The organism is Streptomyces sp. NPDC012888 (genome assembly GCF_042900645.1).
In the GTDB taxonomy this organism is placed as follows: domain Bacteria; phylum Actinomycetota; class Actinomycetes; order Streptomycetales; family Streptomycetaceae; genus Streptomyces.
Map to the genome: position 1 here is coordinate 24264 of NZ_JBIBBM010000007.1, position 25885 is coordinate 50148.

A 25885-nucleotide genomic window follows, 5' to 3' on the forward strand; every position below is an offset into this window, starting at 1 on the left:
CGGAGCGGCGGGAGCCGGAAAGGCCCTCTTGTCGCCCCGCCGTCCCGTGACCCACCATGACGCGCACATGTCACACACATGTCCTGCGCATCCCCACCCCATACCCCCACGCGCCGCACACCCGCAAGCGACGCACGAGGAGACACACGTGGCACGACGGAACGGACCGTTACGCGCGGCGCTCGCCGCCCTCACCTCCCTGGTGCTCCTCCCCGCCGGCATCGCCGCCGCGGCCGGACCACCGCCCGGGCCCCCGCCCACCGCCGCCGAGCAGAAGATCGAGCCCGAGCTCCGCACCCGGCTCGACCAGGCGGACAAGGCCGTCTTCTGGGTACGGCTGGACAGCGCGGCCGACCTCACCGCCGCCGCCACCCGCAGCAGCCGGGCCGACCGGGCCGACGCCGTGTACCGGGCCAAGAAGGCCCATGCCGAACGCACCCAGGCCGGGCTGCTCAGGGCCCTCGACGGTGCCGGCGCCGAGTACACCCCGTTCTGGATCGTCAACACCGTCCGCGTGGTCGGCAGCGCCAAACTCGCCGGAACCCTCGCCCAGCGCCCCGAGGTCGCCAGGATCGCCGCCGACGACCACGTCACCCTCCCGAAGCCGGCCGAAGGCAGCCCCGAACCCACCGCCGACGCCGTCGAGTGGAACATCGACCGGATCAACGCCCCGCGCGTCTGGGAGGAGTTCGGCGTCCGCGGCGAGGGCGTCGTCGTCGCCAACATCGACAGCGGCGTCGACTACCAGCACCCCGCCGTCGCCGCCCAGTACCGGGGCCGGGCCGCCGACGGCTCGGTCAGCCACGCCTACAACTGGTTCGACCCGGCCGGCATCTGCGCGGGCGGAGCCCCCTGCGACAACAACGACCACGGCACCCACACCATGGGCACCATGGTCGGCGACGACGGCGGCGCCAACAAGATCGGCGTGGCACCCGGCGCCAGGTGGATCGCCGCCAAGGGCTGCGAGACCAGCTCCTGCTCCGAGGCCTCCCTGCTGGCCTCCGGCCAGTGGATCGTCGCCCCGACCGACGCGAACGGCCAGAACCCGCGGCCCGACCTCGCCCCGCACGTCGTCAACAACTCCTGGGGCGGACCCGGCGGCGACGGCTGGTACCAGCAGGTCGTCGACACCTGGCGGGCGGCCGGCATCTTCCCGGCCTTCTCCAACGGCAACTCCGGCCCCGGCTGCGCCACCAGCGGCTCACCCGGCGACTACGCCGCCTCCTACAGCTCCGGTGCCTTCGGCGCCGACAACGCCATCGCGTCGTTCTCCTCGCGCGGCGCACCCCAGGGCGGCGGCATCAAGCCGAACATCGCCGCCCCGGGCGTCAACGTCCGCTCCTCCGTGCCCGGCGGCTACGACTCCTTCTCCGGCACCTCCATGGCCTCCCCGCACACCGCGGCCACCGTCGCCCTGATCTGGTCGGCCGCGCCCGCCCTGGAGGGCGACGTCGCCCAGACCGAGGCACTGCTCGACGGCACCGCCGTCGACACCGAGAACACCAGCTGCGGCGGCACCGCCGCCGACAACAACGTCTTCGGTGAAGGACGCCTCGACGCCCTCGCCGCGGTACGGGCCGCCCCGCGCGGCCCGGTGGGCTCCCTCGCCGGGACGGTCCGCTCCGGCGGCGAGCCGGTGGCCGGCGCGAAGGTCACCGCCGACGGCCCCATCGACCGCACCACGACCACCGCGGCCGACGGCAGCTACCGCTTCCCGTCCCTGTCGGCCGGCGAGTACGCCCTGACCGCCGGCAAGTTCGGCTACGGCCAGGAGGCCGCGACCGCCACCGTCACCGAAGGCGCCACCGCCACCTCCGACTTCACCCTCGCCCAGGCGCCCTCCGGGAAGCTGACCGGTACCGTCTCCTCCGCCGGTGGCCCTGCCCCCGGCGCCACCGTCACCATCGCCGACACCCCGGTCACCGCCACCGCCGACGACCGGGGCCGCTTCGAGGTGACCCTGCCGCACGGCACCTACGAGGTGCGCGCCACCCACACCTCCCGCTGCCTCAGCGGCGGAAGCAGCCGGGTCACCGTCGCGGGCGACACCACCGTCACCGTCACCCTCCCCGACCGCACGGACGGCTACGGCCACGCCTGCGCCACCGCGGAGGACCGCCCGTACCAGGCCGGCGACCGGCGGATCGCCCTCACCGGCGACAACGCCACCGAACGGGTCGACCTGCCCTTCCCGCTCCCGCTCTACGGCCGGACCCACGGCCAGGCGTGGATCAGCACCAACGGCACCGTCAGCTTCGGCGGCGCCCACGGCGGCGACTTCAACGGCGACATCCCCAGCACCGCCACCCCCAACGCCGCCCTCTACCCGTTCTGGGACGACCTCGTCGTCGGCCCCGCGGACAGCGGCTCCGGCATCTTCACCTCCGTCACCGGCACCGCCCCGCACCGCGCCTACGTCGTCGAGTGGCGCAACGTCTCCCACTTCTCCGCCCGCGCGGAGACCTTCTCCTTCTCCGCCGTGATCGGCGAGGACGGCCGGGTGACCTACCACTACGACGGCACCGGCGGCAGCGGCACCAGGGGCGGCTCCTCGGCCACCGTCGGCGTGGAGAACCCCACCGGCACGGACGCCTTCAAGTACGCCTACAACAGCCCCGTCCTGACCGACGGCCTGTCCATCGCGTTCCGCACCACCCGCAGCGGCGTCGTCTCCGGACGCGTCCTGGACGCCAACGACGGCGGCGGCGTGGCGGGCGCCACCGTCACCTTCGGCACCGGCGAAACCGCCGTCACGGCGACCACCGCCGCCGACGGCGGGTACGTGGTCCAGGCACCCGCGGGCACCGGCACCGCCACCGTCAGCGCCCCCTCGTACGAGACCGCCCAGGCGGCCGTCGAGGTCAGGGCGGCCGAGGTCACCACCCTCACCAGGTCGCTCCGCACCGGCAGGGTGACCCCCTCCCGTACCTCCGTCGAACTGGTCGCCACCCCCGGCCAGAAGCGCACCCGCACCCTCGGCCTCACCAACCCGGGCCTGGGAACCGCCTACACGGTGGCCGAGGACGCGGACTGGCTGGCCGTCACCCCCGCCGCCGGCGACCTGCCGTCCGGCGGCAGGGCCACGCTCACCCTCGCGGTGGACACCACCGGGGCCGCCCCCGGCACCGTCCTCACCACCGACCTGAGGATCGCCTCGGCCAGCGGCCGCACCCCGGTCCTCGCCGTCCCCGTCAAGGTCGTCGTCCCCCGCTACCAGACCGCCCTGGACGCCGGCGCCGACTACTCCGGCACCGACGCCCTCGGCGACACCTGGACCCCGGACCGCAAGTACACCCCCGGATCCCACGGCTACCAGGGCAGCTCCACCGTGAAGTCCACCGGCCGCGCCATCGCCGGCACCGAGGACCAGCGGCTGTACCGGACCGCCCGCGAGGGCATGTACGAGTACCGCTTCGACAACGTGCCCGACGGCACCTACACGGTGGAGCTCGGCTTCGCCGAACTCTCCTCCACACGGCCCGACAAACGGGTCTTCGACGTCCTGGCCGAGGGCACCCAGGTGCTCCCGTCCCTCGACATCGCCCTGGAGGCCGGCACCTACACGGCCCTGAACCGCACCTACACCGTGACCGTGACCGACGGCACGCTCAACCTGCGCTTCGTCACCCACACCGGCTTCGGCAAGCCGCTGCTCAACACGCTGCGGGTCACCGAACGCCCCGACCTGGGCTGACGCCCGCCCGGCCGGTGGCCGCTCGGACATCCGAGTGGTCACCGGCCCGGCACCCGGGCGGGGCGCCCCGCGCCCGCCGCCCCGTCTGCTCAGCTGGTCAGGATGACCAGTGACCTGACCGTCCCGCTGCCCCCGGGCACCGCCTGGGCCACGGGCGACACCGACGGGATCAGCGACAGCGCGACCCCCGACGGCCCCGGCCCCGGAGGCGAACACCCCGGCCCCGGAGCCGAACACCCCGGCCCCGGCGGCGATCACGCAGGCCCCGGCCCCGGCGGCCCGCCGCTCGACGCGGCCGGGCTCACCGCCGCCCTCGCCCTCTGGCCCGTCCTCGGCACCCTCGTCGAGGAGGGCGAGCTCGGCCTGCACACCCCGCTCGGCGCCTACGGGCTCCCCGGCCCGGCCACCGCCCACCAGTTGCTCACCGCCGGCCGCAGCCCGGGCCGCGACACCGCGCTGACGCGCCTCGCCGAAACCCTCGGCGGCCGCCCCCTGGCCGCGCTCGCCACCGAACGCGTCTGGCGGCCCCTCGGCATGCACCGCACCACCCTGACGCCCGCCCCGCGCACCACGCTCGACGACACCGCCGCCTTCCTCGGGCACCTGCTCACCCCTGGAACCGGCCCCCTGGCCCCCGCGTGGATCGCCGGCTCCCTGCGCATCCGCACCGGCGAACTCGCCCCCGCCCGCGGCCTGCTCTGGCGGCCCGCACCAGGTCAGGGCCCCCGCCGGGACGTCTGGGTCCACCACGCGGACGCCGGCCCGGCAGCGCTCTGGATCTCCCCCCGCCGCCGGCGCTGGGCCGCCCTCCTGGCCCCGCCGACCGCCCCGCCCGCGCTCCGCGAAGCCGTCCGCGACCACGCCTTCGACGCGGCCCCCGCCGCCTGACGCCCCCGGCCGGCGCCGCGAGCCGCGCCGCGCTACGAGCCGCGCCGCACCCGCGCCGCGCGGCGGGCCTCGGCGGTCTTGCGGGCGTCCGCCGCCTTGCGGGACGTCTGGCCGCGGCCCGGCCGGCCGCCCATCCCGCGGAAACCGAGCCGGGTCTGCTCGCCGGCCTCCCGCCCGGCCCCGCCCGGCGCCGAACGGGCACCGGTCAGCCGCGCCAGCTCCGGGTCGCCCGGGCGGACCTGGACCGTACGGGCGCGGACCCCGGCCTCGGACAGCATCCGGGCCAGGTCACGCCGCTGCGCCGCGCTGACCAGGGTGACCACGGTGCCCGACCCGCCGGCCCGGGCCGTACGGCCGGCCCGGTGCAGGTAGTCCTTCGCCTCGCCCGGCGGGTCCACGTTGACCACCAGGTCCAGGTCCTCGACGTGGATGCCGCGGGCGGCGACGTCCGTGGCGACCAGGACCGGGACCGCGCCGGTGCGGAACTGCTCCAGCGTGTGCGTGCGCTGCGGCTGCGACTTGCCGCCGTGCAGCGCGGCCGCCGCGATGCCGCTGTCCTTCAGCTGCCGGGTGAACCGGTCGACCGCCGCCTTGGTGTCGAGGAACAGCAGCACCCGCCCCTCCCGCGCCGCGATCCGCGTGGCGGTCTCGAACCGCTCGGCCTGCTGCACCTGGAGCACCAGGTGCTCCATCGCGGTGACCTCGCCCGCCTCCGGGTCCACCGACACCACCGCCGGGTCGTCGAGGAACTCCCGGACCAGGCCGGCGACGCTGCCGTCGAGCGTCGCCGAGAACAGCATCCGCTGCCCGTCCGCCCGCACCAGGCCCATCACCTCGGTCACCTGCGGCAGGAAGCCCAGGTCGCACATCCGGTCGGCCTCGTCGAGCACCGTCACGGCCACGTCGTCCAGCCGGCAGTACTTCCGCTCCAGCAGGTCCGCCAGCCGTCCCGGGGTCGCCACCAGCACCTCGGTCCCGGCCCGCAGCGCGGCGGCCTGCTGGTTGATCGCCAGCCCGCCCACCGCGGTGGCGGTCCGCAGCCCCAGGGCCCGCGCCAGCGGATCGAGCGCCTCCGTCACCTGCTGCGCCAGCTCGCGCGTGGGCACCAGCACCAGCGCCAGCGGCTGCTTGGCCGCGGCCCGCCGGCCCGCCGTACGGGCCAGCAGGGCCAGCCCGAAGGCCAGGGTCTTGCCGGACCCGGTCCGGGCCCGGGCCAGCACGTCCCGTCCGGCGAGCGCGTTCGGCAGGGCGGCCGCCTGCACCGGGAACGGCTCGGTCACCCCCTGGCCCGCCAGGGCCGCGCGCAGCGCCTCCGGCAGCTCCAGGTCCGCGAAGGAAGCGGCCGGCGGCAGGACGGGGGCGGCCGGCTCCGGGAGGCCGGAGCCTCCGGTCGTACGGCTCTCGGTGCGCGTACGGGGTGACTGGGCCACGAATCGCCTTTCGTCGGCGGAGGAGGGGGCGGCGGGGACGCCGGTCCCGTCAATCGTAGGCGCAGCCGCCCGGTGCACCCGGTTGACGGGGTCCGCCGTGCGGCCCGGGCCCGGCCGCGCGACCATGCTCGTATGGTCGGCGCTGCCCCGGACCGGACCCCCGCCCAGACCGAGCTGAAGCACGACGCGATCGGCTTCCTCGACGCCCTGGTCATCGGTCTGAACTCCACCTCGCCCGCGTACTCCCTGGCCGCCGCGATCGGCCCGATCGTCGCGCTCGCCGGCGTCCACGCACCGGGGGTGATGCTGGCCTCGTTCGTGCCGATGCTGCTGATCGCCACCGCCTTCTACTACCTCAACAGGGTCGACCAGGACTGCGGCACCACCTTCTCCTGGGTGACCAGGGCCATGGGCCCGTGGGCGGGCTGGCTCGGCGGCTGGGCCATCTTCATGACCGGCGTGCTCGTCATCGGCTCCCTCGCCGACGTCGCCGTCCGCTTCGGACTGCTCACCGTCGGCCTGGACTCCTGGGCCAACAGCGAGGCCGTCCGGCAGACCCTCACCGTCCTGCTCATCCTCGTCATGACCGCCGTCTGCGTGCTCGGCACGGAGATGTCGGCGCACGTGCAGAACGTGCTGATCATCGCCCAGGTGCTCTCCCTGCTGCTGTTCGCCGGCGTCGCCATCCAACGCGTCTACGCCGGGACCAGCACCCTCGGCGGCACCGAACCGGAACTGAGCTGGCTCAACCCGTTCGGCGCGGGCGGCGCCGCGCTCACCGGCGGACTGCTGCTCGGCGTGTTCATCTACTGGGGCTGGGAGTCCGCGGTGAACCTCACGGAGGAGGTCAGGGACTCCGCGTCGGCCCCCGGCAAGGCCGGGCTCTGGTCCACCGTCATCCTGCTCGTCACCTACCTGTCGGTGGGCATCGCCGTCGTCGGCTACGCCGGTACGCAGTTCCTCGCCGACAACGCGGACGAGGAGGAGGCCGTGTTCGCGGTGCTCGCCCACGAGGTGATGGGCGGCTGGGACTGGGTGGTGCTGCTGGCCGTGTCCACCTCCGCCCTGGCCTCCACCCAGACGACCATCATCCCGGCCTCCCGGACGGCCCTGTCGATGGGCCGCCGCCACGCCTTCCCCGAGGGGCTCGCCCACATCCACCCCCGGTTCCGCACCCCCGACGTCAGCACCTGGCTGGTGGCGGGCATCGCGATCGCCTGGTACCTGGTGGTCAACTGGATCAGCGAGAACGCGCTGTTCGACTCGATCACCGCGCTCTCCCTCCTCATCGCCTTCTACTACGCCCTCACCGGAGTGGCCTGCGCGATCTACTACCGGCGGCACCTGACGGAGAGCCTGCACAACTTCCTGTTCATCGGCCTGGGCCCGCTCGTCGGGGCCGGCCTGCTGGCCTGGCTGCTCGCCGAGTCGGTCGTCGACATGTCCGACCCGGCGAACTCCTACAGCGGCGTGTCCTGGTTCGGCCTCGGCCCGCCGCTGGTCATCGGCATCGGCATCGCCCTGACCGGCGTGGCCGTGATGGTCGTCCGGCGGCTGCGGCACGGCCTGTTCTGGCGGGAGCGGCGGGGTGTCGCCGACCCCGCCCTGGTCCACGGCGGAGCCGGACGGCCCGCCGGTCCGGACAGTGGGGAGGCCTGAGATGTCCGTCGTCCTCGGCTACGACGAATCACCCGGCGCGGAACGTGCCCTGCGGGTCGCGCTGGAGGTCGCGGCCGCCTTCGGGGAGCCGCTCGTCCTGGTGTACGGCGCGGCCGCGCCCGGCTCGCTCGGCGAGGAGTACCGCTCCCACCAGGAGGCCATCCGCCAGGCCGGGCGCACCGCCCTCGCCCACGCGGTGGAGGCGGCCGACGAGGCCGGGGTGCCCTCGGCGGTCGAGATCGTCGACGAGAAGCCCGCTCAGGCCCTGCTCGGCGCCGCGGAACGCCACGGCGGGCGGGTCATCGTCGTCGGCAGCTGGGGCGAGAGCCCCATCCGCGGCGCCCTGCTGGGCTCCACCCCGCACAAGCTCCTGCACCTGTCCCGGCTGCCGGTGCTCTGCGTCCCGACCGACTAACCGCCGGCCCCAGCCGGGACGCGGACCGTCTCCACCCACCGGGGCGGGTCGGGCGCGCCGTCGCCGATGACGGCGGCGATCAGCCGGCAGGACGGGGACTCGTCGGGCCACGGGGTGTACCCGTCGGTGAGGACGACCACGATGCCCGGCCGGTCCGGCAGGGCGAGCGCGGCGGTGATGCCCCTGACCATGTTCGTGCCGCCACCCCCGGCCAGGACGATCTGCTCGGTGCTGGTGACCCGCGAGACGGCGTGGACGTCGGCGTCGCAGGCCAGTACGGCGACCCGGTTGCTCCCCACGCCCACCTGCCGCAGCACCCCGGTGACCTCCCCGAGCGCCGCCGCCAGGTCCGCCTCGCCCATGGAGCCCGAGGTGTCGATGACCACCGCCACCCGGGGCAGCGGCCGGCGCAGGCTGGGCAGGACGACGCCGCGCAGCGCGGGGGTGCGGCGGGAGGGCCGGCGGTAGGTGTAGTCGACGGCCCCGGCGGCCCAGGCGGCGGCCTCCCGTACGGCGCCCGCGAGGGCCTGCCGCCAGTCGACGGTGGGTTCGAGGACCTCCCGGGACCAGCGTTCCCAGCCGGCCGGCAGCCGGCCGCGGGCCCGCTGGTGGGCGCGCATGGCCTGGGCGGTGGTGCGCCGCAGTGCCTCGGCCTCCACGGGGCCGAGGCGGGCCGGCCCGGCGTCGTCGGGCAGCTCCCACGCCGCGGGGAGGCCGTGGGCGCCGGAGCCGCAGTCCGGCGGGCAGCCGGGCGGGGTGGGCGGGACCGACGCCAGGTAGCCCTCGAACAGGCCGCCGGTGGGCAGGCCGAAGTGCTTCGGCTCCATCCGGCCGGCGGGAAGCCGGATCCCGTCGGCGAGGAGGTCGTCGTTGATCTCGCAGTCCTGCGCGATGTTGACCCGTACGGGATCCCGCTGGTCGGCGGCCGGCAGCCGGTCGGCGCGCCCGTGGTGGTCGCGCAGCAGGTGCGCCACCTCGTGCAGCCATACGCCGGCGAGCTCCGCGACCGGTGTCGCGTCCACGAAGCGGGGGGAGACGTAACAGCGCCAGTGCCGGTCGACGCCCATCGTCGGGACCCCGTCCGAGGGCACCACGGTGAGGGCGTACAGGGCGGAGGCGAGGTAGGGCCGGTCCTCGGCCGCCCGGTAGCGGGCCGCCAGCAGCTTGGCGGAGTCGAGGCGCCGCGCGGCGTCCCCGGGCTGCATGCTGTCCCCGGGCTGCTCGGCTTCCACGGGCTGCGTGGTGCTCACGGGATGCGCGGTGTCCCCGGGCTGCGCGGTGTCCACGGGCGGGTCAGCCGGTGCCCGGCAGCGAACCGGCCAGCTGCAGCAGCTCCACGAAGGCGTCGATCCCGTCCGGCACGGGCCAGGTCAGGTCCCGCATCGCCGCGAGGTCGGCCGCCGCCCGCGCCGCCACGTCCGGCACGCCCGCGTCCACGGCCTTGGCGAGGACCGCCCAGGCCGCCTCCCAGCGCTCCCGGGTCAGGTCGCCCTGCACGGCCGCCACCACGGCGATCAGGAAGGCGAGCTGCCGGTCCCCGCGCTCCGGCAGGGCGAAGGCGTCCGGGTTGGCCAGCACCCGGTCCGGGTCCGGCAGGTCCAGGTGCTCCGTGTACGAGAGCAGCTCCAGGCCCGCGCCCTCGCCCACCGTCCCGGTGAGCGCGGCGGCCAGCGCCTCCCGCCCGGCCCCGGCCGCGTACCCGGTGGCCAGCAGCCGCAGTGCCATCTCCCAGGTGCGCGGCGACGGCCAGGCCCGGCCCCGGCCCTCCGCCGCGTCGGGCAGGTGGTGGACGAGTCCGGGCCGGGCGGTCAGGAAGCCGGAGATCACCCCGCGTGCGCGGGCGACGGCACCGGGGGCCCGGTTCGGGTCCACGACGGGCACGGCGAGCTCGGGCCAGGTGCCCGCCATGCCGCGGGCGACCGTCCGCGGCCGGTGGGTCCAGTCGAGGTGGACGAACCGGTTGGCCAGCGGTGCGCTGAGGTGCCAGCCGTCGGCCGCGCTGGAGGGCGGGTTGGCGGCCGCGACGATACGGACGGACCGGGGCAGCACCAGGCTGCCGACCCGGCGCTCCAGCACCACCCGCAGCAGGGCCGCCTGCACGGCGGGCGGGGCGGAGGACAGCTCGTCGAAGAACAGCAGCCCGTGCCCGGTGCGGGCCAGGCGGACCGCCCAGTCCGGCGGTGCCATCGGCACACCGGTGGTCGCCGGGTCCTCGCCGACGACCGGCAGTCCGGCGAAGTCCGACGGCTCGTGGACGCTGGCGATGACCGTCTCCAGAGGCACGCCCAGCCGGTCGGCCAGGCGCTCCATCCCGGCCGACTTGCCGATGCCGGGCTCGCCCCACAACAGGACCGGCTGGTTGGCCGTCACGGCCAGTGCCAGCGCCTCCAGCTGCGGATCGGTGGCGGGCTCCGTACGGGTGGCGCCCAGCCGGGCGTTCAGGGCGTCGGCGGCCGCCAGCGGGCCCGAGGCCGGGGCGCCGTGGGCGGCGGGGGCGGCGCTCATGCGTCCTCCTCGTCCGAGGCGTACTCCTCCTGCTCGTCCATCCACTCGTCCCACCAGTCGGAGCCGATGCCCGGGAACTCCTCCAGGACCCGCTCGCGGAGGAAACCGAGGTCCGTGCGGGCGTAGCGCCGGATCACCTGGGCCAGGGACATGTCCATGTTGTCGACCACGTCGATGCGGGCGCCGGCGTCCAGCAGCGCCCGCACCAGCTCCGGCGACCCGCCGTAGGTCACGGCGGACATCAGCGGGGTGCGGTCGGTCTTGTCCTGGGCCTCCAGCTCCAGGCCGGCCGCGAGCAGCCGGGGCAGCAGCGGCTCGTGGTCGAGGAGCTGGAGCAGGTGCAGCAGGCTGCGCCCGTTCGGCAGCAGCATCCGCGGGTCGACGCCCGCGTCGAGCAGTGCGAGGACACCGGGGGTGTCGCCGTGCTGGGCCCGCAGTGCCAGCTCCCGCTGCTGCTCCCGCAGGGCGCGCGGCAGCCTGCCCTCCCCGGTGCGGACGGTCTGTCCCACGGCGAAGCAGCCGGCGACCGCTCCGCCGAAGGCCCGCAGCGCCTGCTCGCGCTGCCTCTCCTGCGGGGTGTGCGGCATGTCCAGTTCGCCGTCCCGGAAGCGCACTTCGTGCCACTCGCCGCGGCAGCGCACGCGCAGCGGCGCCGGAGCAGCGGGTGGGCGAGGCCCGGCCGCGGGCCCGGCCTGCGGGAACAGGGCGGCGGCGACCAGCGGGTGGAGCTCGCCCGGGGTGAGCCGTCCGGCCCGGACCAGGTGCAGGTCGGGGTCCGGCCGCCAGGCGTGCTCGGGGAGGAACGGTACGTCGGCGACCTCGTCGCGGTCGGCGAAAGCGGCGCGCAGCGGAGCCGAGGCGTCCGGGCCGTCGGCCAGCAGCAGGAGGTGGAACCGCCAGTGCACCGCGATCCGGAACCGGTCGCCGGCCCCGGCCGCCGCCAGCCGGCGGGTCTCGGCGGCGAGCCCGGCCAGGTCGAGGCCGGCCGCGGCGAGCACCTTGGCGGGGTCGATCCGCAGGTAGGCGGGCGTGTCCCCGTTCTCGGTCGCGTCGAGCTCCAGGCCGGCGGCCGCGCACGCGAGGGCGCTCTCGCCCTTGGCGAGCAGGACGGCGGCCCACTCCGCCCGGGCCGCCGGATCGGTGGCCCCGGGGTCCTCGCCGGGGTACGCCTCCGGCGGGAGCGGGGTGCCGTCGGCGCGGAAGAACGGCAGCCGGTCGGCACCGCGGGCGTGCCGGTCGCGCAGCTCCCCCGCGTGCCGGGCGTCCCAGAGGTGGCGGGCCCCGGACCAGTCCTGCGGGGCGGTGCGGAAGGGGTCGGCCCCGAAGGGGGCGCAGTACAGCGTGATGCGCTGCGGCCCCTCCGTCATGGGGGAGGTGGTGGCGTACAGGGTCAGCGGCTCCGCCGGCGCCGGGTCGCAGGCGTAACGGGCGAGCACGATCCGCCGGTAGGTGTCGAGCGTGGTCCGCCCGCCCAGGAGCCGGGGCATGTGCCAGCGCAGCAGATCGGGCGCGAGGTGGCGCAGGTCCCCGGCCACCGCCTCGGCCGTGGCCGCGCCGAACTCGCCGCGGATGGCGTCGAGGTCGAAGACGGGGTCGACCGCCGCGGCCGCGCACGCGGCCCGCCAGTCCCCGGCCAGCCGGTGCGCCGTCGCCCGCTCGATCATCCAGCGGGGCACGGCGTAGCGGCGCACGCGCAGCCACACCGGCACGTCCGAGGGCGGGAGCCCGCCGGGGAGGGAGGCGTACGTCACCGGTACACGCTGCCGATCGCACGCAGGTCCGGGTGGGCCCCGCGGGCGGGCCGCAGCCGCGCGGAGAAGGACCGCTTGACCCGGCGGGGCAGCCCCGGGCCCAGCCCCACGTACTCCAGCGGGGAGCCGTCCGGGACGGCGGCGAGCAGCGACTTGGCGCCGCGTCCGGTCAGGCCGGTGTGGCGCAGCTCCAGACGGCGCAGCGGGCTGCCCGGCAGGGCCGCGGCGAGGGCCTCGGCCCCCGCGTCCCCGGTGCGGTTGGGCGGCGAGCCGAGGCTGCGCTCGGACATGGGCCGGCCGAGGTCGAGGGACTCGACGGCACCGAGGGCGTCGGCCAGGGCCCGGGCGCCGGCGGGGCCGATGCCGTTGCCGCCGAGGCCGAGGCGTACCGGACGCTCCGGGCCGGCGGCGGCCGCGGCCGCCAGGACGGCGGCGCCCTCGTCGCCGAGGTGGTTGGCCGGCAGGTACAGCTCGCGCACGCCGGCCTGCCGGATTAGGGCGGCGAGCAGCGGCGCGGCGTCGGGACCGAGGCCGTTGCCGCCGAGGAAGAGCCGTTCCAGGGGCGCTTCCCGTTCGGTCAGGGCGTCGAGGAGGAGCCGTACGCCGTCGGTGCCGAGGCCGGTGTTCACCAGGTCCAGGGTGCGCAGGGCGGTGTTGCGGCGCAGCAGTCCGGCGAGGGTCCGCGCGCCGTCGGTGTGGAGCGGGTTCCGCTTGAGCCACAGGGCGCGTACGGACGTGTCACCGGCCAGGGCGCCGGCGAGCGCGCCGAGGCCGTCGGGGCCGATGCGGTTGCAGCCGAGGTAGAGCGTGTGCAGGCCGTGCCGGCCGGCCTGCGCGGTCAGGGCTTCCGCAAGGGCCCGGGCGCCCTCGTCGCCGAGGGAGTTGGTGCCGAGCAGCAGGTGGGCGGCGTGCGGCGAGGCGGTGGCGGCGGGCAGCAGGCGTGCCGCGCCCGCCGGGCCGAGCCCCTGCTTGCACAGGTCGACGCGTCCGTCGGCGCGCAACGTGCCCAGCGGGTAGCTCTCGTCGCCGGTGAGCGGTGCCGCGTCGGCCAGCCGCGCGAGCAGCGGGTCCAGTGCGACCGGGTCCGCGAGCGGCAGGTCCGGGTGCTCGATCGCCGGGCACCGTACGGGTATCGGCTGGGTCATCACCGCTCCACCGGTCACTTCGCCGGTGTCCGGCGTCCACGACTAAGACTGGTGACAAGACCGGTCGGATTCGAACCGACGTCCTCCAGCTTGATGCGTGGGCGCGACGACCTCTGCGCTACGGCCTTGCCGCGGGTGATCATACTGGCCCGGCGGCCGGAATTCGATCACGGTTTCGCACCGGCCGCCCGCCCGGCCGCCCACCGGGCCGCCCGGCGGGGCGTCAGCCGGCGGGCCGGTTCCGCGGCACAGTCTGCTGGACCGCCCACCGGTTGCCGTCGGGGTCCGTGAAGTAGACGAAGGACCCCCACGGCTGGTCGTCGATCTCGCTGACCCCGATGCCACGCGCCGTCAGTTCCGCGTGCGCCGCCTCGATGTCGGCCACCACGACCTGCATGTTGTCCAGGGAGCCGGGGGCCATGCCGGTCAGCCCCCGGCCCAGGGCGATCGAGCAGGCCGACCCGGGCGGGGTCAGCTGGACGAACCGGATCTCGTCGCTCACCGTCACGTCGTGGTCGGCGTGGAAACCGACCTGTTCGTAGAACGCCTTGGCCCGGTCCACGTCGGTGACCGGCACGGCCACCAGCTCCAACTTGATGTCCATGCGCTCCATCATGCGCCCGCCGCGGGGGCCGCGCCCGCCGCCGGAGCCGCGCCGACGTCCGCGTCCGGGTCCGGGTCCGCGTCCATGTCCGGGTCCGCGTCCGCGTCCGTGTCCGTGTCCGCGTCCGCGCCGGCGAACTGGGTCCGGTACAGCTCCTCGTACCGGCCGCCGGCCGCCAGCAGCTCCGGATGCGTGCCCCGCTCCACGATCCGCCCGCCCTCCACGACCAGGATGAGGTCGGCCGCCTGCACCGTCGACAGCCGGTGCGCGATGACCACGGCGGTCCGGCCGGCCAGTGCCTCGCCCAGTGCCTCCTGCACCGCCGCCTCGGAGGTGGAGTCCAGGTGCGCGGTCGCCTCGTCGAGGATCACCACCCGCTGCCGGGCCAGCAGCAGCCGGGCGATCGTCAGCCGTTGCCGCTCGCCGCCGGACAGCCGGTACCCGCGCTCGCCGACCACCGTGTCCAGCCCGTCCGGCAGCGACGCGACGAGCCCGTCCAGCCGGGCCCGGCGCAGGGCCTCCCACACCTCCTCCTCGGTGGCGTCCGGCCGCGCCAGCAGCAGGTTCGCCCGGACCGACTCGTGGAACAGGTGCCCGTCCTGGGTGACCATGCCGAGGGTCTCGCGGATCGAATCCGCCGTCAGGTCCCGTACGTCGACCCCGTTCAGCCGCACCGCGCCCTCGTCGGCGTCGTACAGCCGGGGCAGCAGCTGCGCGATGGTCGACTTGCCGGCCCCGGACGAGCCGACCAGGGCGACCATCTGCCCCGGCTCGGCCCGGAACGACACCCCGTGCAGCACCCGCTCGCCGCCCCGCCCGTCCAGCGCCGCCACCTCCTCCAGCGAGGCCAGTGACACCCGGTCGGCCGACGGGTAGCCGAAGGACACCCCGTCGAACTCCACCGCCACCGGGCCGTCCGGCAGCCGGCGGGCGTCCGGGCGTTCCGCGATCAGCGGCTCCAGGTCCAGCACCTCGAAGACCCGCTCGAAGCTGACCAGTGCGCTCATCACCTCCACCCGCGCCCCGGCCAGCGCGGTCAGCGGCGCGTACAGCCGGGTCAGCAGCAGGGCCAGGGCCACCACCGAGCCGGCGTCCAGGGAGCCGCGCAGGGCGTAGTAGCCGCCGAGCCCGTACACCAGCGCCAGCGCGAGCGCCGACACCAGCGTCAGCGCCGTGACGAACAGGGACTGCGCCATCGCGGTGCGCACGCCGATGTCGCGGACCCGGGCCGCCCGGGCCGCGAACTCCGCCGACTCGTCCGCGGGCCGCCCGAACAGCTTGACCAGGGTGGCGCCGGGTGCCGAGAACCGTTCCGTCATCTGGGTGCCCATCGCCGCGTTCAGCTGGGCGGCCTCGCGCTGCATGCGCGCCATCCGGGTGCCCATCCGGCGGGCCGGGAGCACGAACACCGGCAGCAGCGCCAGCGCCAGCAGGGTGATCTGCCAGGAGATGCCCAGCATCACGGTCAGGGTCAGCAGCAGGGTGACCGTGTTCGCCACCACCCCCGACAGCGTGTTGCTGAAGGCCCGCTGGGCCCCGATCACGTCGTTGTTGAGCCGGCTGACCAGGGCGCCGGTGCGGGTCCGGGTGAAGAACGCCACCGGCATCCGCTGTACGTGGTCGAAGACCGCGGTCCGCAGGTCCAGGATCAGCCCCTCGCCGAGTGTGGCCGACAACTTCCGCAGGAGCAGCCCCAGTCCGGCCTCCGCCACCGCGATCGCCGCGATCAGCAGGGCCAGCCGGACGACGAGGCCGCTGCTGCGGCCCTCCACGATGGCGTCCACCACGCGTGCAGCCAGCACGGGCGTGGCCACCGCGAGCAGCGCCCCGAAGACGCTCAGCAGCAGGAACAGCAACAGGCCCCGGCGGTGGGGGCGGGCGAACGCGGCGACCCGGCGCAGTCCGGCACGGGAGAACGGGCGGCGGTCCGCCTGCGCGTTCAGCGTGCTGTGCAACGAGGTCCAGGCGGTGACTTCCATGTCCATGCCCGCACGCTAGGACCTCGACCAAGGTCGAGGTCAACGCCTCCGCCCGCCCTTCGGCGGGTCACCCCCCGAGCACCCCGTCCCGTCCTCCGCCCCGGCGGGCCGCGCCTGCCGGATCCGCGTCATCGGGTGCCTCCCGGCCGTCGGCTTTCCGCCACGCGTGCGATAGATTCACTTCCCATCGCCACCCGCCCCATCCATCCCTTCAGGCAGGCTTCTCAATGAGCGACATCATCAACGGACTTGGCCGCACCTCCGCCTACGGTGCCCTCGGCCTGGTGCTGCTGATCCTCGGCATCGTCCTGGTGGACGTGCTGACGCCCGGGAAGCTCGGCCGGCAGATCTGGGAGGAGCGCAACCGGAACGCGGCCCTCCTGCTCAGCTCGGCCCTGATCGGTATCGGCGGCATCGTCTTCACCTCCATCTGGACCACCTACGACGACTTCGGCAAGGGCCTGATGTCCACCGCGGCGTTCGGCATCCTCGGCCTGGTCCTGATGGCCGTCGCGTTCCTCGTGCTCGACCTGGTCACGCCCGGCAAGCTCGGCGCCATAGTGGTCGACCCGGAGCCGCACCCCGCCGTGTGGGTCACCGCCGCCTGCAACCTGGCCGTCGCCGCCATCGTCTCGGCCTCCATCGCCTGACCGCGCGTACGGCGCCACGACGGCGGGCCGCGCCCCCGGGTCCTTCCGGACCCGGGGGCGCGGCCGTTCGTACGGTACGGGCGGCGGTTCAGGCCAGTCCCAGCGCGAACACCGCGAACCCGGCCGCCAGCACCCCCGCCAGCACCCGGCGCAGCGCCGGGGCACCGCGCCGTCCGGGCGCCGGCGGGGCCTCGAAGCGGTGCGCGTACCGGCCGATGGCCACCAGCAGGACCGCGAACAGCGGCATCCAGGCCAGCCGCTGCCCGATCCACGCCAGGGTGTCGGGCGCCGTCGTCAGCCCCGGCACGGCGCCCGCGAACGACGCGGCCGTGGCCGTGACCCACATCGCCGTCTGGTGCCAGCACAGGATCGTCATCGCGGACAGGTTGACCACCACCACCGGCGCCCACAGCGCCGGGCGGGCCAGCAGCCGGGCCAGCCGGTCCCGCAGCAGCACCGCCGCCCCGGACTGCGCCGAGGCCAGCGCCAGGACCAGCAGCGACGGCGGGTGCGAGTTGGTCCGCCCCTCACCCGGCACCCCCACCATCGACGCGGGGTAGTGGAAGACCAGCAGCAGCGCGGCGAACAGCGCCGCCCCGCCAGCCAGCAGCAGCCACGCCCCGCGCCGCCCGATCCGCCGCTCGCCCCAGCTCACGCCCAGCTGGTACGCGAAGAGCCAGCCCGGCAGCACGTTCAGCACCGCCACCCAGGACGGCACCGACCCCGCCCACGGCCCGTACCGCAGGAGGTCGACCACCGCCACCGAGGCCATCAGCGGCGCGGCCGCCCAGCCGCCGAGCCGGGCCGCCGCCCGCGCGCACAGCGGGGTGAGCGCGGTGACCACCAGGTACACGCCGACGAACCACAGCGGCTGGATCACCAGCGTGGCGCCGGTGCGCAGCGTGGCCAGCGGCACCCCCGCCGCGTACAGCACGGGCGCGGCCAGCGCCCACACCACGGTCACCCCGAGCACCGGCCGCCCCAGCCGGACGGTCCTGGCGCGCAGCCAGTCCGCCGTGGAGCCCGGCCGCCTGCGGTAGGACAACACCGAGGCGTACCCGCCCACGAGGAAGAAGACACCCAGCATCTGGAGCACCCAGCTCGCCGGGGCGAACCCGGAGAAGGCGGACAGCGGGCTGGCGTTGTGCAGTCCGCCCTCCAAGTCCCGGGTGAATCCGCCGAGCAGCCAGTGCCCGGCGGGCACGGCGAGCAGGGCCAGGGCGCGCAGCCCGTCGAGGGCCCGGTCCCGATGGGCCGGGGTGCGCCGCTCGATCCGGCCGGCGGTGCGGCGGAACAGGGTGGCGGCGCTCATCGGACGTCCCCCGCGGCGATCCGGGCGAAGGCGCCGAGGGAGTCGGTGCCCGGGGCGAAGTAGCCGTCGTGGCCCTCGGCCCGGGCGGCGGGCACGCGCCGGGCTCCGAAGGCGGCGCCGGCCGGGTCGGCACCGTGGCCGAGGCCGGCGAACTCCACGTGCGGGACAGCGGAGATCCAGTCGGAGGGGCCGAGCGCGGCCCACACCCGGGCCCGGGTGCCGAGTCCGGAGACCGTGCCTGCCCGCATGCCCGGCGATCCGGCGACCACCACGTCGCGGGCGTCGGTGCCGTGCGCCGCCAGCCCGCACACCACCGACCCGTAGCTGTGGCAGAACAGCGCCGGGTCGGGCGCGCCGACGGCGTCCAGGCCCCGGACGAACCGCACCAGCCGCGCGGCCCCGGCCTCGGCCAGCCGGCCGCCCGCCGCGTCCGGTCCGACCCCGACCGGGGTGGTGTACCCGGTCCAGGCGATCACCGCCGTGTCCGCACCGGCGGCCGCGCGCAGGGCCCGCGCCATGCCGCGCGGCCCGGTGTGCGGAGCGCGCGCGGCGTCGTGCGAGGCGGCGTCGTTGTCCGAACCGGCCACGAGGACGGAGACCTGCGCGGCCCGCTCCAGGTCGCCGAAGACCTCGGCGACCTGGCCGCGGCCGCGCGGGTCGAAGGCCAGGATCTGCCGCCCGGGCCCGGCGAGGGCCGCGAACCGCGGGTCGGCGGCGGCGCGGACGGCGATCCGGTTGGCCTCGTAGCGCAGGGCCGGCGGCGCCCCGTCCAGGTTTCCCACGACCAGCGGATGACGGCGTACCAGCCGCTCCCGCTCCGCCGCGGACAGTCCGGCGAAGAACCGGGCCACCTCGTGGGGGGCGGCGGCCGGGTCCGGCAGCGGCCGGCCCGCCGTGCCGTCGGCCCGCCAGGCGGCGGTTCCCGGCGGCGGGCCGGTCACCGGCGTCTGCGCGCCGGCCGACACCCATCCCGTCGTCCCCGCGGCCACGGCCCCCGCCAGTGCGACGGCCACCAGGGTCCTCCCCGTGCGGCGCATTCCCGTCTCCTCTCCTCGGCGTCGCCGGAAAGGTAGGGAGGCGGTACCGGGCGGGACGTCCCACCGGGGTGCCAAGCCGGAAGTCATACCTGGGTAGGGGGTGGTGGAGACCGCAGCGGACGTCCGTGGCGTGTCGGCCAGTTGTCCGGATCCGTGCTCCGCCGTGAGGAGGACGCGATCCGGGCCTTCGGGATGATTCGCCCGGCCTCCGGGTGCAAGAGGGTGGTGCGGGACCAACCCCTCCGAAAGGAACGGCACTTCGTGCGTCTGACACGCCTCGGCACCCTGCTCGCCGCCGCCGGCCTCGCCGCCACCACCGTCCCCCTGCTGTCAGCGACCCAGGCGTCCGCCACGGGAGCGGACACCTACCTCCCCAAGTCGCCGGTCTGGCAGCGCTGCAGCCCCGACCAGCCGGCCTCCTTCGAGTGCGCGACCGTCAAGGTCCCGCTCGACTACCGGCGCCCGCAGGGGCGGAAGATCGACATCGCGCTGTCCCGCATCAAGAGCCAGGACCCGGCCAAGCGGCGCGGGATCATGCTGCTCAACCCGGGCGGCCCGGGCGGCTCCGGCGTCGGCCTGGCGCCGATGGTCCACGAGTCGATGCCCAAGGAGGTCCGCGACCAGTACGACCTCATAGGCTTCGACCCGCGCGGTGTCGGTGGCAGCAGCCCGATCAGCTGCCGGCTGACCGACGCGGAGCAGAACTTCGACCGGCCCTACCGCCCCGAGACCTTCGCCTCGGACGTCGCCTGGGCCCGCACGGTCGCGGAGAAGTGCCGCAAGCAGTCCGGTTCGGTCCTGCCGCACATCACCACCCGCAACGCCGCCCGCGACATGGACGCCATCCGTGCCGCCCTGGGCGAGAAGAAGATCTCCTACCTCGGCTACTCCTACGGCACCTACCTCGGCGCCGTCTACACCCAGATGTTCCCGAAGCGCACCGACCGCTTCGTGCTCGACAGCGGGGTGGACCCGGCCCGGATCTGGCGCGGCATGATCCAGGTGTGGGCGACGGACGCCGAGCCGGCGTTCGCCCGCTGGAGCCGGTGGACCGCCGAGCGGAACGCCCAGTACCACCTGGGCGCCACCCCGCAGGCCGTCTCCCGGACCTTCTGGGACCTGGTGGCCCGCGCCGACCGGGAGCCGATCGAGATCGACGGCATGAAGCTCACCGGGGACGACATCCGGTCCTTCCGGGCGGTGTTCTTCTACCCGCAGCAGGCGGCGGAGACGGTCGTCGCCCTGAAGGCCGCCGCGGAGGGCAAGCCCGCCCCCACGCAGCTGCCCGACCTGGTGCGCACCCCGGCCCCGGTGCCCGCCCCGGGCGCGGCCTCCGGACCCGCGCCGGTGCCGGCCTCCGGCCCGGCCCCCGACAACGGCACGGCCGTCTTCTGGGCCGTGGTCTGCGGCGACACCGCGAACTGGCCGCGGGACCCGGAGCGCTACCGCAAGGACGCGGAACGGGACAAGGCCCGCTACCCGCTGTACGGCGACTTCGCCTCCAACATCAAGCCGTGCGCGTTCTGGCAGCCCCCGGTGGAGGCGGCCACGCCGATGAACGTGGCGGCCCCGGTGCTGACCGTGCAGAACGAGTGGGACTCGCAGACCCCGCTCTCCAGCGGCCTCGGCCTGCGCCGGGCGCTCAAGGGCTCGCGGATGGTCACGGCGGCCGGCGGTGAGGGCCACGGCGTGTACCTCTTCGACCCCAAGTCCTGTGCGAACGCCACCGTCAACCACTACCTGGCGACGGGCAAGCTGCCCGCCAAGGACGTGACCTGCCGGACCACCGCGCCGGACACGGCGGACCGCCGCGAGGCCCCGGTCTCGCCCGAACGTCAGCGCTTCCCGCTGGGCGGCACCAACCGCTTCTGAGCCGGATCCCCGTGTGAGTGACGGGGACGGCGGGGACGGCGGGGCGTTCCGGCTAGCGCTGGAGCGCCTCGCCGACCAGGCGGATGCCGCGGGCGATCCGGCCGAGCTGGTCCAGCTCGACGGCGTACATCCGGATGGAGTTCTCGATGACGCCCTCCGCCACGCCGAGGGCGGGCAGTTCCTGGCGGGCGGTGTGCAGGGCCACGCGGACCGCGCGCAGCTCGTGCTGGACCTGGAGCTGGGCGTGCCGGGCGAGCAGCGCGGGGTGGCGCGTCAGGGTCGGGTATCCGGCGTAACGCGCGGGAAGCAGGTCCCGCAGCCAACGAGTGGCGGTGCGCTCCCAGTCGTGGGTTCCGGGTGCCTTGACCTGGCAGGGCCAGTCCGGGCTGAGTGCGGTGGTCGTCCGGGGCATCTCGTCGCTTCCGGGGTGTCGAGCGGCTGTCGAGAGGGTGGAAAGGTGGCGGCCTCGGCCCAGGGGAGTGACCGAGGCCGCCGTAGGGGTGGCGCCCGGCGGGATGTGGGGCCCGCCCGGCGCATCGTCCGGGCGGCGTGAGGAGGATCGCCGACCGGCTGTTCGATGTGGCCTGAGTAAACATATATACCGTCGAGTAGGCAAGGGCATGAAAAATTTCATGCCCGGGGTGGGTGTGAAAACCTGCTCGTCAAACGCGCGAAAGCGGGACGGAAGCGCCTCTTCCGGTCAGAGGAAGAACCCGTGCTGGTCGGCGACCTGCTCGTAGTTCTCCAGCCGCGCCTGCGTACGCTCCGGATCGGCGTCGGCCATCGCCTGGAGCACCGCCGCCGACAGGATGCCCGGCGCCGCGTACGAGTCGAACACCAGCCGCGAGCCGGTCGCGGCGGTCAGCGCCACGTCCGCCTCCTCCACCAGCGGCCCCAGCGTCAGGTCGGTCACCAGCGCCACCCGCAGCCCGGCGCTGCGGGCGGCCTGCAGCGCGGCCAGGGACTCCTTGGCGTGCCTCGGCATGGCGAAGGCCAGCACCCACGTCCCGCCCGCCGCCCGGGCCTGCATCAGCGTGTCGTAGGCGACGCTGCCGCCCTGGGTGATCAGCCGCACGTCCGGGTGGATGCGGCGGGCCGCGTACGCGAAGTAGTGGGCGAGCGAGACCGAGATCCGCAGCCCCATGACGGTCAGCGGCACCGAGCCCGCCAGCTCCCGGCCCAGGTCGAGCACCTGGTCGGTGTCGGCCAGCAGCCGGCGCACGTTCTCCAGGTTCACGATCTCGGTGTCCACGGCGGCCTGGAGCTCGTTGCGCCGGATCTCCCGGCTGGCCTCGGGCGCCCCGGCGACCGCGCTCAGGGCGATCGGCTGGAGCACCTCCCGCAGCGCGGGGTAGCCGCTGAACCCCAGGGCGGTCGCGAACCGGGTCACGGACGGCTGGCTGACGCCGACCCGCTCCGCGAGCTCGGTGATCGACAGGAACGCGGCCTCGGGCAGGTGGTCGATCAGGTACTGGGCGATCCGCCGCTGGCCGGGGGAGAGGCGGTGACCGTTGAAGAGCGCGCGGACCCGGTCGGCCGGGGCCCGCTCGTGCTCCGGAGCCTGACCGCTGCTGGGTGTGATCGCGGCCGCCTGCGCGCGTGCCCGCTGCCCCGATGGCACCGTCGTGTCTCCTTGCTCCCGCCACTCGTCTCCAACATAGCCCACTCGCTGCGATCGGGACGGCACGCTCCGCCGCAGCCGGGCCCCGTCCCAACTGGCGGACGCCCACGCCCCGCACGGCCCACATCCACCCCCGCCCGCAGCGCACGGGCCCAGCCCCGCGCCCCGCCAGGGGCGCGGGGAACTGCGGGCCCAGCCACGCACGGCGGGCGGCCGGGGTACGACGGGGGCCCCGCGAGGGGCGCGGGGAACTGCGCGAGCGGCCGGGCGGGGCCGCCCGGACGGGCGGGGTCAGGGGTGGTCGCCCGGGCGGACCAGGGCGGCTTCGTACGCGAAGATCACCGCCTGCGCCCGATCCCGCAGCCCCAGCTTCGCCAGCACCCGCCCGATGTGCGTCTTCACCGTCTGCTCCGCCAGCACCAGCCGCCCCGCGATCTCCTGGTTCGACAGCCCCCGCGCGATCAGCTCCAGCACCTCCGTCTCACGCGGCGTCAGCCCGTTCAGCCGCAGCGCCGGGTCCCGGCGCGGGGCCGGCCTGCGCTCCACGAAGTCCGCGATCAGCCGCCGGGTCACCGACGGGGCCAGCAGCGCCTCGCCCGACGCGACCACCCGCACCGCCGCGATCAGGTCGGCCGGCGGGGCGTCCTTCAGCAGGAAGCCCGAGGCCCCGGCGCGCAGCGCCTCGTACACGTAGTCGTCGATGTCGAAGGTCGTCAGCATCAGCACCTTCGGCCGGTGCACCACCCCCGGCGGGGGAGCCAGGACCTCCCGGGCCGCCGACAGCCCGTCCAGCTCCGGCATGCGCACGTCCATCAGCACCACGTCCGGGTGCGTGCGCCGGGCCAGCTCCACGCCCTGCCGGCCGTCCGGCGCCTCGCCCACCACGTCGATGTCGGACTGCGCCGACAGCAGCGCGGCGAACCCCGCCCGCACCATGGCCTGGTCGTCGACGATGATCACGCGGATGGTCAACTGGCGTCCTCCGTCAGGGGAAGTCGGGCGGCGACCCGGAAGCCGCCGTCGGGAAGCGGACCGGTGTCCAGCGTCCCGCCGGTCAACCGTACGCGCTCCCGCATGCCGACCAGCCCGTGCCCCGTGCCGGAGTCCTCCAGCGGTGCCGGCGCGCCCTCCGCCGGCCCGTTGACCACCAGCACCAGCAGCTCGGCGCCGTCCTCGGTCACCGACACCCGCGTCGGCGCGCCCGGAGCGTGCCGCACCACGTTCGCCAGCGCCTCCTGCACGATCCGGTACGCCGACAGGTCCACCGCCTGCGGCAACACCCGCGCCCGCGCCCCCGCCCCCGAAAGCGCCGCCGCCAGCGACAACTCCACCGGCTGGCCGGCCCGTACGGTGGCCTCCACCAGCTGCGGCAGCCGGTCCAGACCCGGCTGCGGGGCCCGCTCGCCGTCCGCGCCGTCACCGCGCAGCACCACCAGCAGCCGCCGCATCTCGGCCAGCGACTCCCGCGCGGCGGCCGCGATCGCCTCGAACTCCTCCCGCGCCCCGTCGGGCAGACCCGCCAGCCGGTACGGCGCCGAATCCGCCTGCACCGTGATCACCGACATGTGGTGCGCCACCACGTCGTGCAACTCCCGCGCGATCCGCGCCCGTTCCTCCAGCAGCGTGCGCCGGGACCGCTCCGCCTCGCTGATGCTCTCCTGCTCGGCGATCCGCCGCTCCGCCTCGCCCAGCCCGCGCAGCGCCCCCGCCAGCGCCAGCACCACCCCGGACAGAACGAACAGCAGCGCCCAGGTGCTGCTCGCCCCCGCCGGTGCGAAGAACCCCAGGACCACCCCCACGGCACCGGTGGCCAGCCACACCCCCACCAGGACCCGCACCGGCTCGCGCAGGCCCAGGCACAGCATCAGCACCAGATAGCCGACGATCACCATCGGCGTCCACGGCCACGGCTGCCCGCCCACCCGGTCCGCGTCCGCCGCCAGCAGCACCGCCCCCGCGGTGTCCGCGACCAGCACCGTCCCCCACGCCGGCACCGGCCGGGTCACCGCCAGCAGCAGCGGTACGGTCTGCGCCACGCCCAGCGCCCCGGCCCAGCCGCCGTCCAGCCCGTAGTCGTTCGCCAGCACGGCGATGGTGGTCGGCAGCAGCGACAGCACGAAGCAGGCCACCACCAGGTACGGCAGCCGGCGCTGCCAGGCCCGGGGCGCCCGCGCGAACAGCGGCTCCGCGCCCCCGGCCGGCGCCCGCAGCAGCGCGGCCGCCGCACGGGGCCGCAGGACGGCCCGGCGCCGGGTCGGCACGGGCGGCTCGGGGGAGGGGCCTGGGTTCTTCATGATCCGGCCAGCGTAGTGTCCGGGCGGCGGACGGCACCGGACGACGGGGGAACGGGACACATGGCAGTGGCGGCGGCGCTGGAGAAACTCGTACCGGTCCTCCTGGCCTTCGGGTGCGGGGTGCTGCTGGCACGGCGCAAGGTGGTCCCCGCCGACAGCTCCCGCGTCTTCGCCGACTACGCCTTCCTCTTCGCGGTCCCCTGCTACCTCTTCGGCAACATCTACACCAGCGACCTGCGAGCCCTCTTCGAGTGGCGGGCCGTCCTCGGCTACGCCACCGCGGCCGGCCTCGCGGTCGTCGGCGTGGGTGTCGCGGCCCGGCTGCGCGGCGGGCTCGGGCTGCGCGGCGCCGCCCTGCGGATCATGGCCTCGGTGCAGGTCAACACCGCCTACTTCGCCGTCCCGGTGTTCATCACCGTGTTCGGGACCGCCGCGCCCGTGTTCCCCGTCCTGCTCTTCCAGGTATGCGTGCTGTCCCTGGTCGTCATCGCCGTCATGGAACTCGGCCGCCGGACCCCCGCCGCCGACGGCCCCGGCCCCGGCGGCAGCCGCCCGCTGCGCGCCCTCGCCGCCTCCCTCACCACCCCGCTGGTCCTCGCCTGCAACGCGGGCGTCCTGCTCAACCTGCTCTCCGTGCCCGTCCCCGGCCCGGTCCTGGCCGGCTTCGCCTTCGTCGGCGACAGCGCGTCGCCGGTCGCCCTGTTCGCCCTCGGACTCCACCTCGGCGGAACCGGCCTGAACCTCCGCGGCACCACCGCCGAGGAGGCGGTCCTCGTCGCCTTCAAGTGCGCCGGCTTCCCCCTGCTCACCTGGGCGGTGTGCGCGGGCGCGTTCGGCGTGACCGGCGACCGGCTGGCGTACCTGGTGCTGATCGCCGCCATGCCGGCCCCACAGAACGTGTTCGTCTTCGCCCAGCGCTACGAGGTGGACGTCGACCTCTCCGCCGCCCTGGTGATCAAGAGCTCGGTCGCCGCGCTGCTGCTGCTCCCGCTCTGGATCCAGTGGGCCGCCGCGGTCCCCTGACCG

General features: G+C 75.4%; 20 protein-coding genes and 1 pseudogene. 7 read left to right on the forward strand and 14 right to left on the reverse strand.

Features of this window, described 5'->3' with window-relative positions; all coding sequences use genetic code 11:
• The first annotated feature begins 148 nt into the window (after positions 1-148).
• Together ACFY61_RS14315 and ACFY61_RS14320 are read left to right on the forward strand one after the other, a co-directional pair.
• Positions 149-3697 (forward strand): S8 family serine peptidase, encoded by a 3549-nt coding sequence (locus ACFY61_RS14315; protein ID WP_389471371.1) that lies wholly within the window; start codon positions 149-151, stop codon positions 3695-3697.
• Positions 3698-3799: 102 nt separating this feature from the next.
• Positions 3800-4585: a hypothetical protein gene (locus tag ACFY61_RS14320; RefSeq protein ID WP_389471374.1), complete on the forward strand. Its 786-nt coding sequence runs from the start codon at positions 3800-3802 to the stop codon at positions 4583-4585.
• 32 nt (positions 4586-4617) lie between these two features.
• On the opposite strand, the gene ACFY61_RS14325 is transcribed toward ACFY61_RS14320, so the two are convergent.
• Positions 4618-6141: a DEAD/DEAH box helicase gene (locus tag ACFY61_RS14325; RefSeq protein ID WP_389471376.1), complete on the reverse strand. Its 1524-nt coding sequence runs from the start codon at positions 6139-6141 to the stop codon at positions 4618-4620.
• 6 nt (positions 6142-6147) lie between these two features.
• Between ACFY61_RS14325 and ACFY61_RS14330 the strand changes: the two genes are divergently transcribed.
• Together ACFY61_RS14330 and ACFY61_RS14335 are read left to right on the forward strand one after the other, a co-directional pair.
• Positions 6148-7674 (forward strand): APC family permease, encoded by a 1527-nt coding sequence (locus ACFY61_RS14330; protein WP_389471379.1) that lies wholly within the window; start codon positions 6148-6150, stop codon positions 7672-7674.
• Position 7675: 1 nt separating this feature from the next.
• Positions 7676-8089 carry a universal stress protein gene (locus ACFY61_RS14335; protein WP_389471382.1) on the forward strand — a complete coding sequence of 138 codons (414 nt, stop codon included), beginning with the start codon at positions 7676-7678 and terminating at the stop codon, positions 8087-8089.
• Here the strand turns inward: ACFY61_RS14335 and ACFY61_RS14340 are convergent.
• From ACFY61_RS14340 to ACFY61_RS14370, 7 genes and pseudogenes are all read right to left on the reverse strand, one after another.
• On the reverse strand, positions 8086-9294 hold the full coding sequence (locus tag ACFY61_RS14340; protein ID WP_389472060.1) for a VWA-like domain-containing protein: 1209 nt from the start codon (positions 9292-9294) through the stop codon (positions 8086-8088). The genes ACFY61_RS14335 and ACFY61_RS14340 overlap by 4 nt on opposite strands.
• Before the next feature lie 88 nt (positions 9295-9382).
• Positions 9383-10594 carry an AAA family ATPase gene (locus tag ACFY61_RS14345; RefSeq protein WP_389471385.1) on the reverse strand — a complete coding sequence of 404 codons (1212 nt, stop codon included), beginning with the start codon at positions 10592-10594 and terminating at the stop codon, positions 9383-9385.
• Positions 10591-12345 carry an ankyrin repeat domain-containing protein gene (locus tag ACFY61_RS14350; protein WP_389471387.1) on the reverse strand — a complete coding sequence of 585 codons (1755 nt, stop codon included), beginning with the start codon at positions 12343-12345 and terminating at the stop codon, positions 10591-10593. Before ACFY61_RS14350 ends, ACFY61_RS14345 begins: the two co-directional genes overlap by 4 nt.
• Positions 12342-13490, reverse strand: coding sequence for a gala protein (locus ACFY61_RS14355; RefSeq protein ID WP_389471390.1), 1149 nt, complete (start codon positions 13488-13490; stop codon positions 12342-12344). Before ACFY61_RS14355 ends, ACFY61_RS14350 begins: the two co-directional genes overlap by 4 nt.
• 55 nt (positions 13491-13545) lie before the next feature.
• Positions 13546-13618 (reverse strand): annotated as a pseudogene (locus tag ACFY61_RS14360).
• Between the two features lie 95 nt (positions 13619-13713).
• Positions 13714-14094 carry a VOC family protein gene (locus tag ACFY61_RS14365; protein WP_389471392.1) on the reverse strand — a complete coding sequence of 127 codons (381 nt, stop codon included), beginning with the start codon at positions 14092-14094 and terminating at the stop codon, positions 13714-13716.
• An 8-nt stretch (positions 14095-14102) separates the two neighbouring features.
• Positions 14103-16079 carry an ABC transporter ATP-binding protein gene (locus ACFY61_RS14370; RefSeq protein ID WP_389471395.1) on the reverse strand — a complete coding sequence of 659 codons (1977 nt, stop codon included), beginning with the start codon at positions 16077-16079 and terminating at the stop codon, positions 14103-14105.
• Between the two features lie 221 nt (positions 16080-16300).
• On the opposite strand from ACFY61_RS14370, the gene ACFY61_RS14375 reads away from it, so the two are divergent.
• Positions 16301-16723, forward strand: a complete 423-nt coding sequence (locus ACFY61_RS14375) for a DUF350 domain-containing protein (RefSeq protein WP_389471398.1) — start codon at positions 16301-16303, stop codon at positions 16721-16723.
• A gap of 88 nt (positions 16724-16811) precedes the next feature.
• Here the strand turns inward: ACFY61_RS14375 and ACFY61_RS14380 are convergent, their stop codons facing one another.
• Together ACFY61_RS14380 and ACFY61_RS14385 are read right to left on the reverse strand one after the other, a co-directional pair.
• Positions 16812-18035 carry an acyltransferase gene (locus ACFY61_RS14380; protein ID WP_389471401.1) on the reverse strand — a complete coding sequence of 408 codons (1224 nt, stop codon included), beginning with the start codon at positions 18033-18035 and terminating at the stop codon, positions 16812-16814.
• Entirely contained in the window at positions 18032-19072 is a 1041-nt protein-coding gene (locus tag ACFY61_RS14385) for an alpha/beta hydrolase (protein WP_389471404.1), read from the reverse strand. The genes ACFY61_RS14380 and ACFY61_RS14385 overlap by 4 nt, the downstream gene beginning before the upstream one ends.
• Positions 19073-19333: 261 nt before the next feature.
• Between ACFY61_RS14385 and ACFY61_RS14390 the strand changes: the two genes are divergently transcribed.
• Entirely contained in the window at positions 19334-20944 is a 1611-nt protein-coding gene (locus tag ACFY61_RS14390; protein WP_389471407.1) for an alpha/beta hydrolase, read from the forward strand.
• Between the two features lie 52 nt (positions 20945-20996).
• Here ACFY61_RS14390 and ACFY61_RS14395 read toward each other — a convergent pair whose 3' ends face one another.
• The 4 genes from ACFY61_RS14395 to ACFY61_RS14410 all read right to left on the reverse strand — a co-directional run bounded on the left by ACFY61_RS14395 (position 20997) and on the right by ACFY61_RS14410 (position 24859).
• Entirely contained in the window at positions 20997-21356 is a 360-nt protein-coding gene (locus tag ACFY61_RS14395; RefSeq protein ID WP_389471410.1) for a hypothetical protein, read from the reverse strand.
• Between the two features lie 288 nt (positions 21357-21644).
• Entirely contained in the window at positions 21645-22565 is a 921-nt protein-coding gene (locus ACFY61_RS14400) for a MurR/RpiR family transcriptional regulator (RefSeq protein WP_389471412.1), read from the reverse strand.
• Between the two features lie 291 nt (positions 22566-22856).
• The gene (locus tag ACFY61_RS14405; protein WP_389471415.1) at positions 22857-23537 is read right to left on the reverse strand and encodes a response regulator; all 681 of its coding nucleotides are present in this window, start codon (positions 23535-23537) and stop codon (positions 22857-22859) included.
• Positions 23534-24859, reverse strand: coding sequence for a sensor histidine kinase (locus tag ACFY61_RS14410; protein ID WP_389471418.1), 1326 nt, complete (start codon positions 24857-24859; stop codon positions 23534-23536). The genes ACFY61_RS14405 and ACFY61_RS14410 overlap by 4 nt, the downstream gene beginning before the upstream one ends.
• A 60-nt stretch (positions 24860-24919) precedes the next feature.
• On the opposite strand from ACFY61_RS14410, the gene ACFY61_RS14415 reads away from it, so the two are divergent.
• Positions 24920-25882 (forward strand): AEC family transporter, encoded by a 963-nt coding sequence (locus ACFY61_RS14415; RefSeq protein WP_389471421.1) that lies wholly within the window; start codon positions 24920-24922, stop codon positions 25880-25882.
• The last annotated feature ends 3 nt before the right edge of the window (positions 25883-25885 follow it).

Bases quoted from the DNA above. Each gene is read 5' to 3' on its own strand.
- ACFY61_RS14320 (WP_389471374.1), top strand. From the start codon at position 3,800: ATGACCAGTGACCTGACCGTCCCGCTGCCCCCGGGCACCGCCTGGGCC.
- ACFY61_RS14410 (WP_389471418.1), bottom strand. From the start codon at position 24,859: ATGAAGAACCCAGGCCCCTCCCCCGAGCCGCCCGTGCCGACCCGGCGC.
- ACFY61_RS14330 (WP_389471379.1), top strand. From the start codon at position 6,148: ATGGTCGGCGCTGCCCCGGACCGGACCCCCGCCCAGACCGAGCTGAAG.
- ACFY61_RS14325 (WP_389471376.1), bottom strand. From the start codon at position 6,141: ATGGTCGCGCGGCCGGGCCCGGGCCGCACGGCGGACCCCGTCAACCGG.
- ACFY61_RS14385 (WP_389471404.1), bottom strand. From the start codon at position 19,072: ATGCGCCGCACGGGGAGGACCCTGGTGGCCGTCGCACTGGCGGGGGCC.
- ACFY61_RS14335 (WP_389471382.1), top strand. From the start codon at position 7,676: ATGTCCGTCGTCCTCGGCTACGACGAATCACCCGGCGCGGAACGTGCC.
- ACFY61_RS14380 (WP_389471401.1), bottom strand. From the start codon at position 18,035: ATGAGCGCCGCCACCCTGTTCCGCCGCACCGCCGGCCGGATCGAGCGG.
- ACFY61_RS14415 (WP_389471421.1), top strand. From the start codon at position 24,920: ATGGCAGTGGCGGCGGCGCTGGAGAAACTCGTACCGGTCCTCCTGGCC.
- ACFY61_RS14365 (WP_389471392.1), bottom strand. From the start codon at position 14,094: ATGGACATCAAGTTGGAGCTGGTGGCCGTGCCGGTCACCGACGTGGAC.
- ACFY61_RS14345 (WP_389471385.1), bottom strand. From the start codon at position 10,594: ATGAGCGCCGCCCCCGCCGCCCACGGCGCCCCGGCCTCGGGCCCGCTG.
- ACFY61_RS14340 (WP_389472060.1), bottom strand. From the start codon at position 9,294: ATGCAGCCCGGGGACGCCGCGCGGCGCCTCGACTCCGCCAAGCTGCTG.
- ACFY61_RS14395 (WP_389471410.1), bottom strand. From the start codon at position 21,356: ATGCCCCGGACGACCACCGCACTCAGCCCGGACTGGCCCTGCCAGGTC.
- ACFY61_RS14355 (WP_389471390.1), bottom strand. From the start codon at position 13,490: ATGACCCAGCCGATACCCGTACGGTGCCCGGCGATCGAGCACCCGGAC.
- ACFY61_RS14375 (WP_389471398.1), top strand. From the start codon at position 16,301: ATGAGCGACATCATCAACGGACTTGGCCGCACCTCCGCCTACGGTGCC.
- ACFY61_RS14370 (WP_389471395.1), bottom strand. From the start codon at position 16,079: ATGGACATGGAAGTCACCGCCTGGACCTCGTTGCACAGCACGCTGAAC.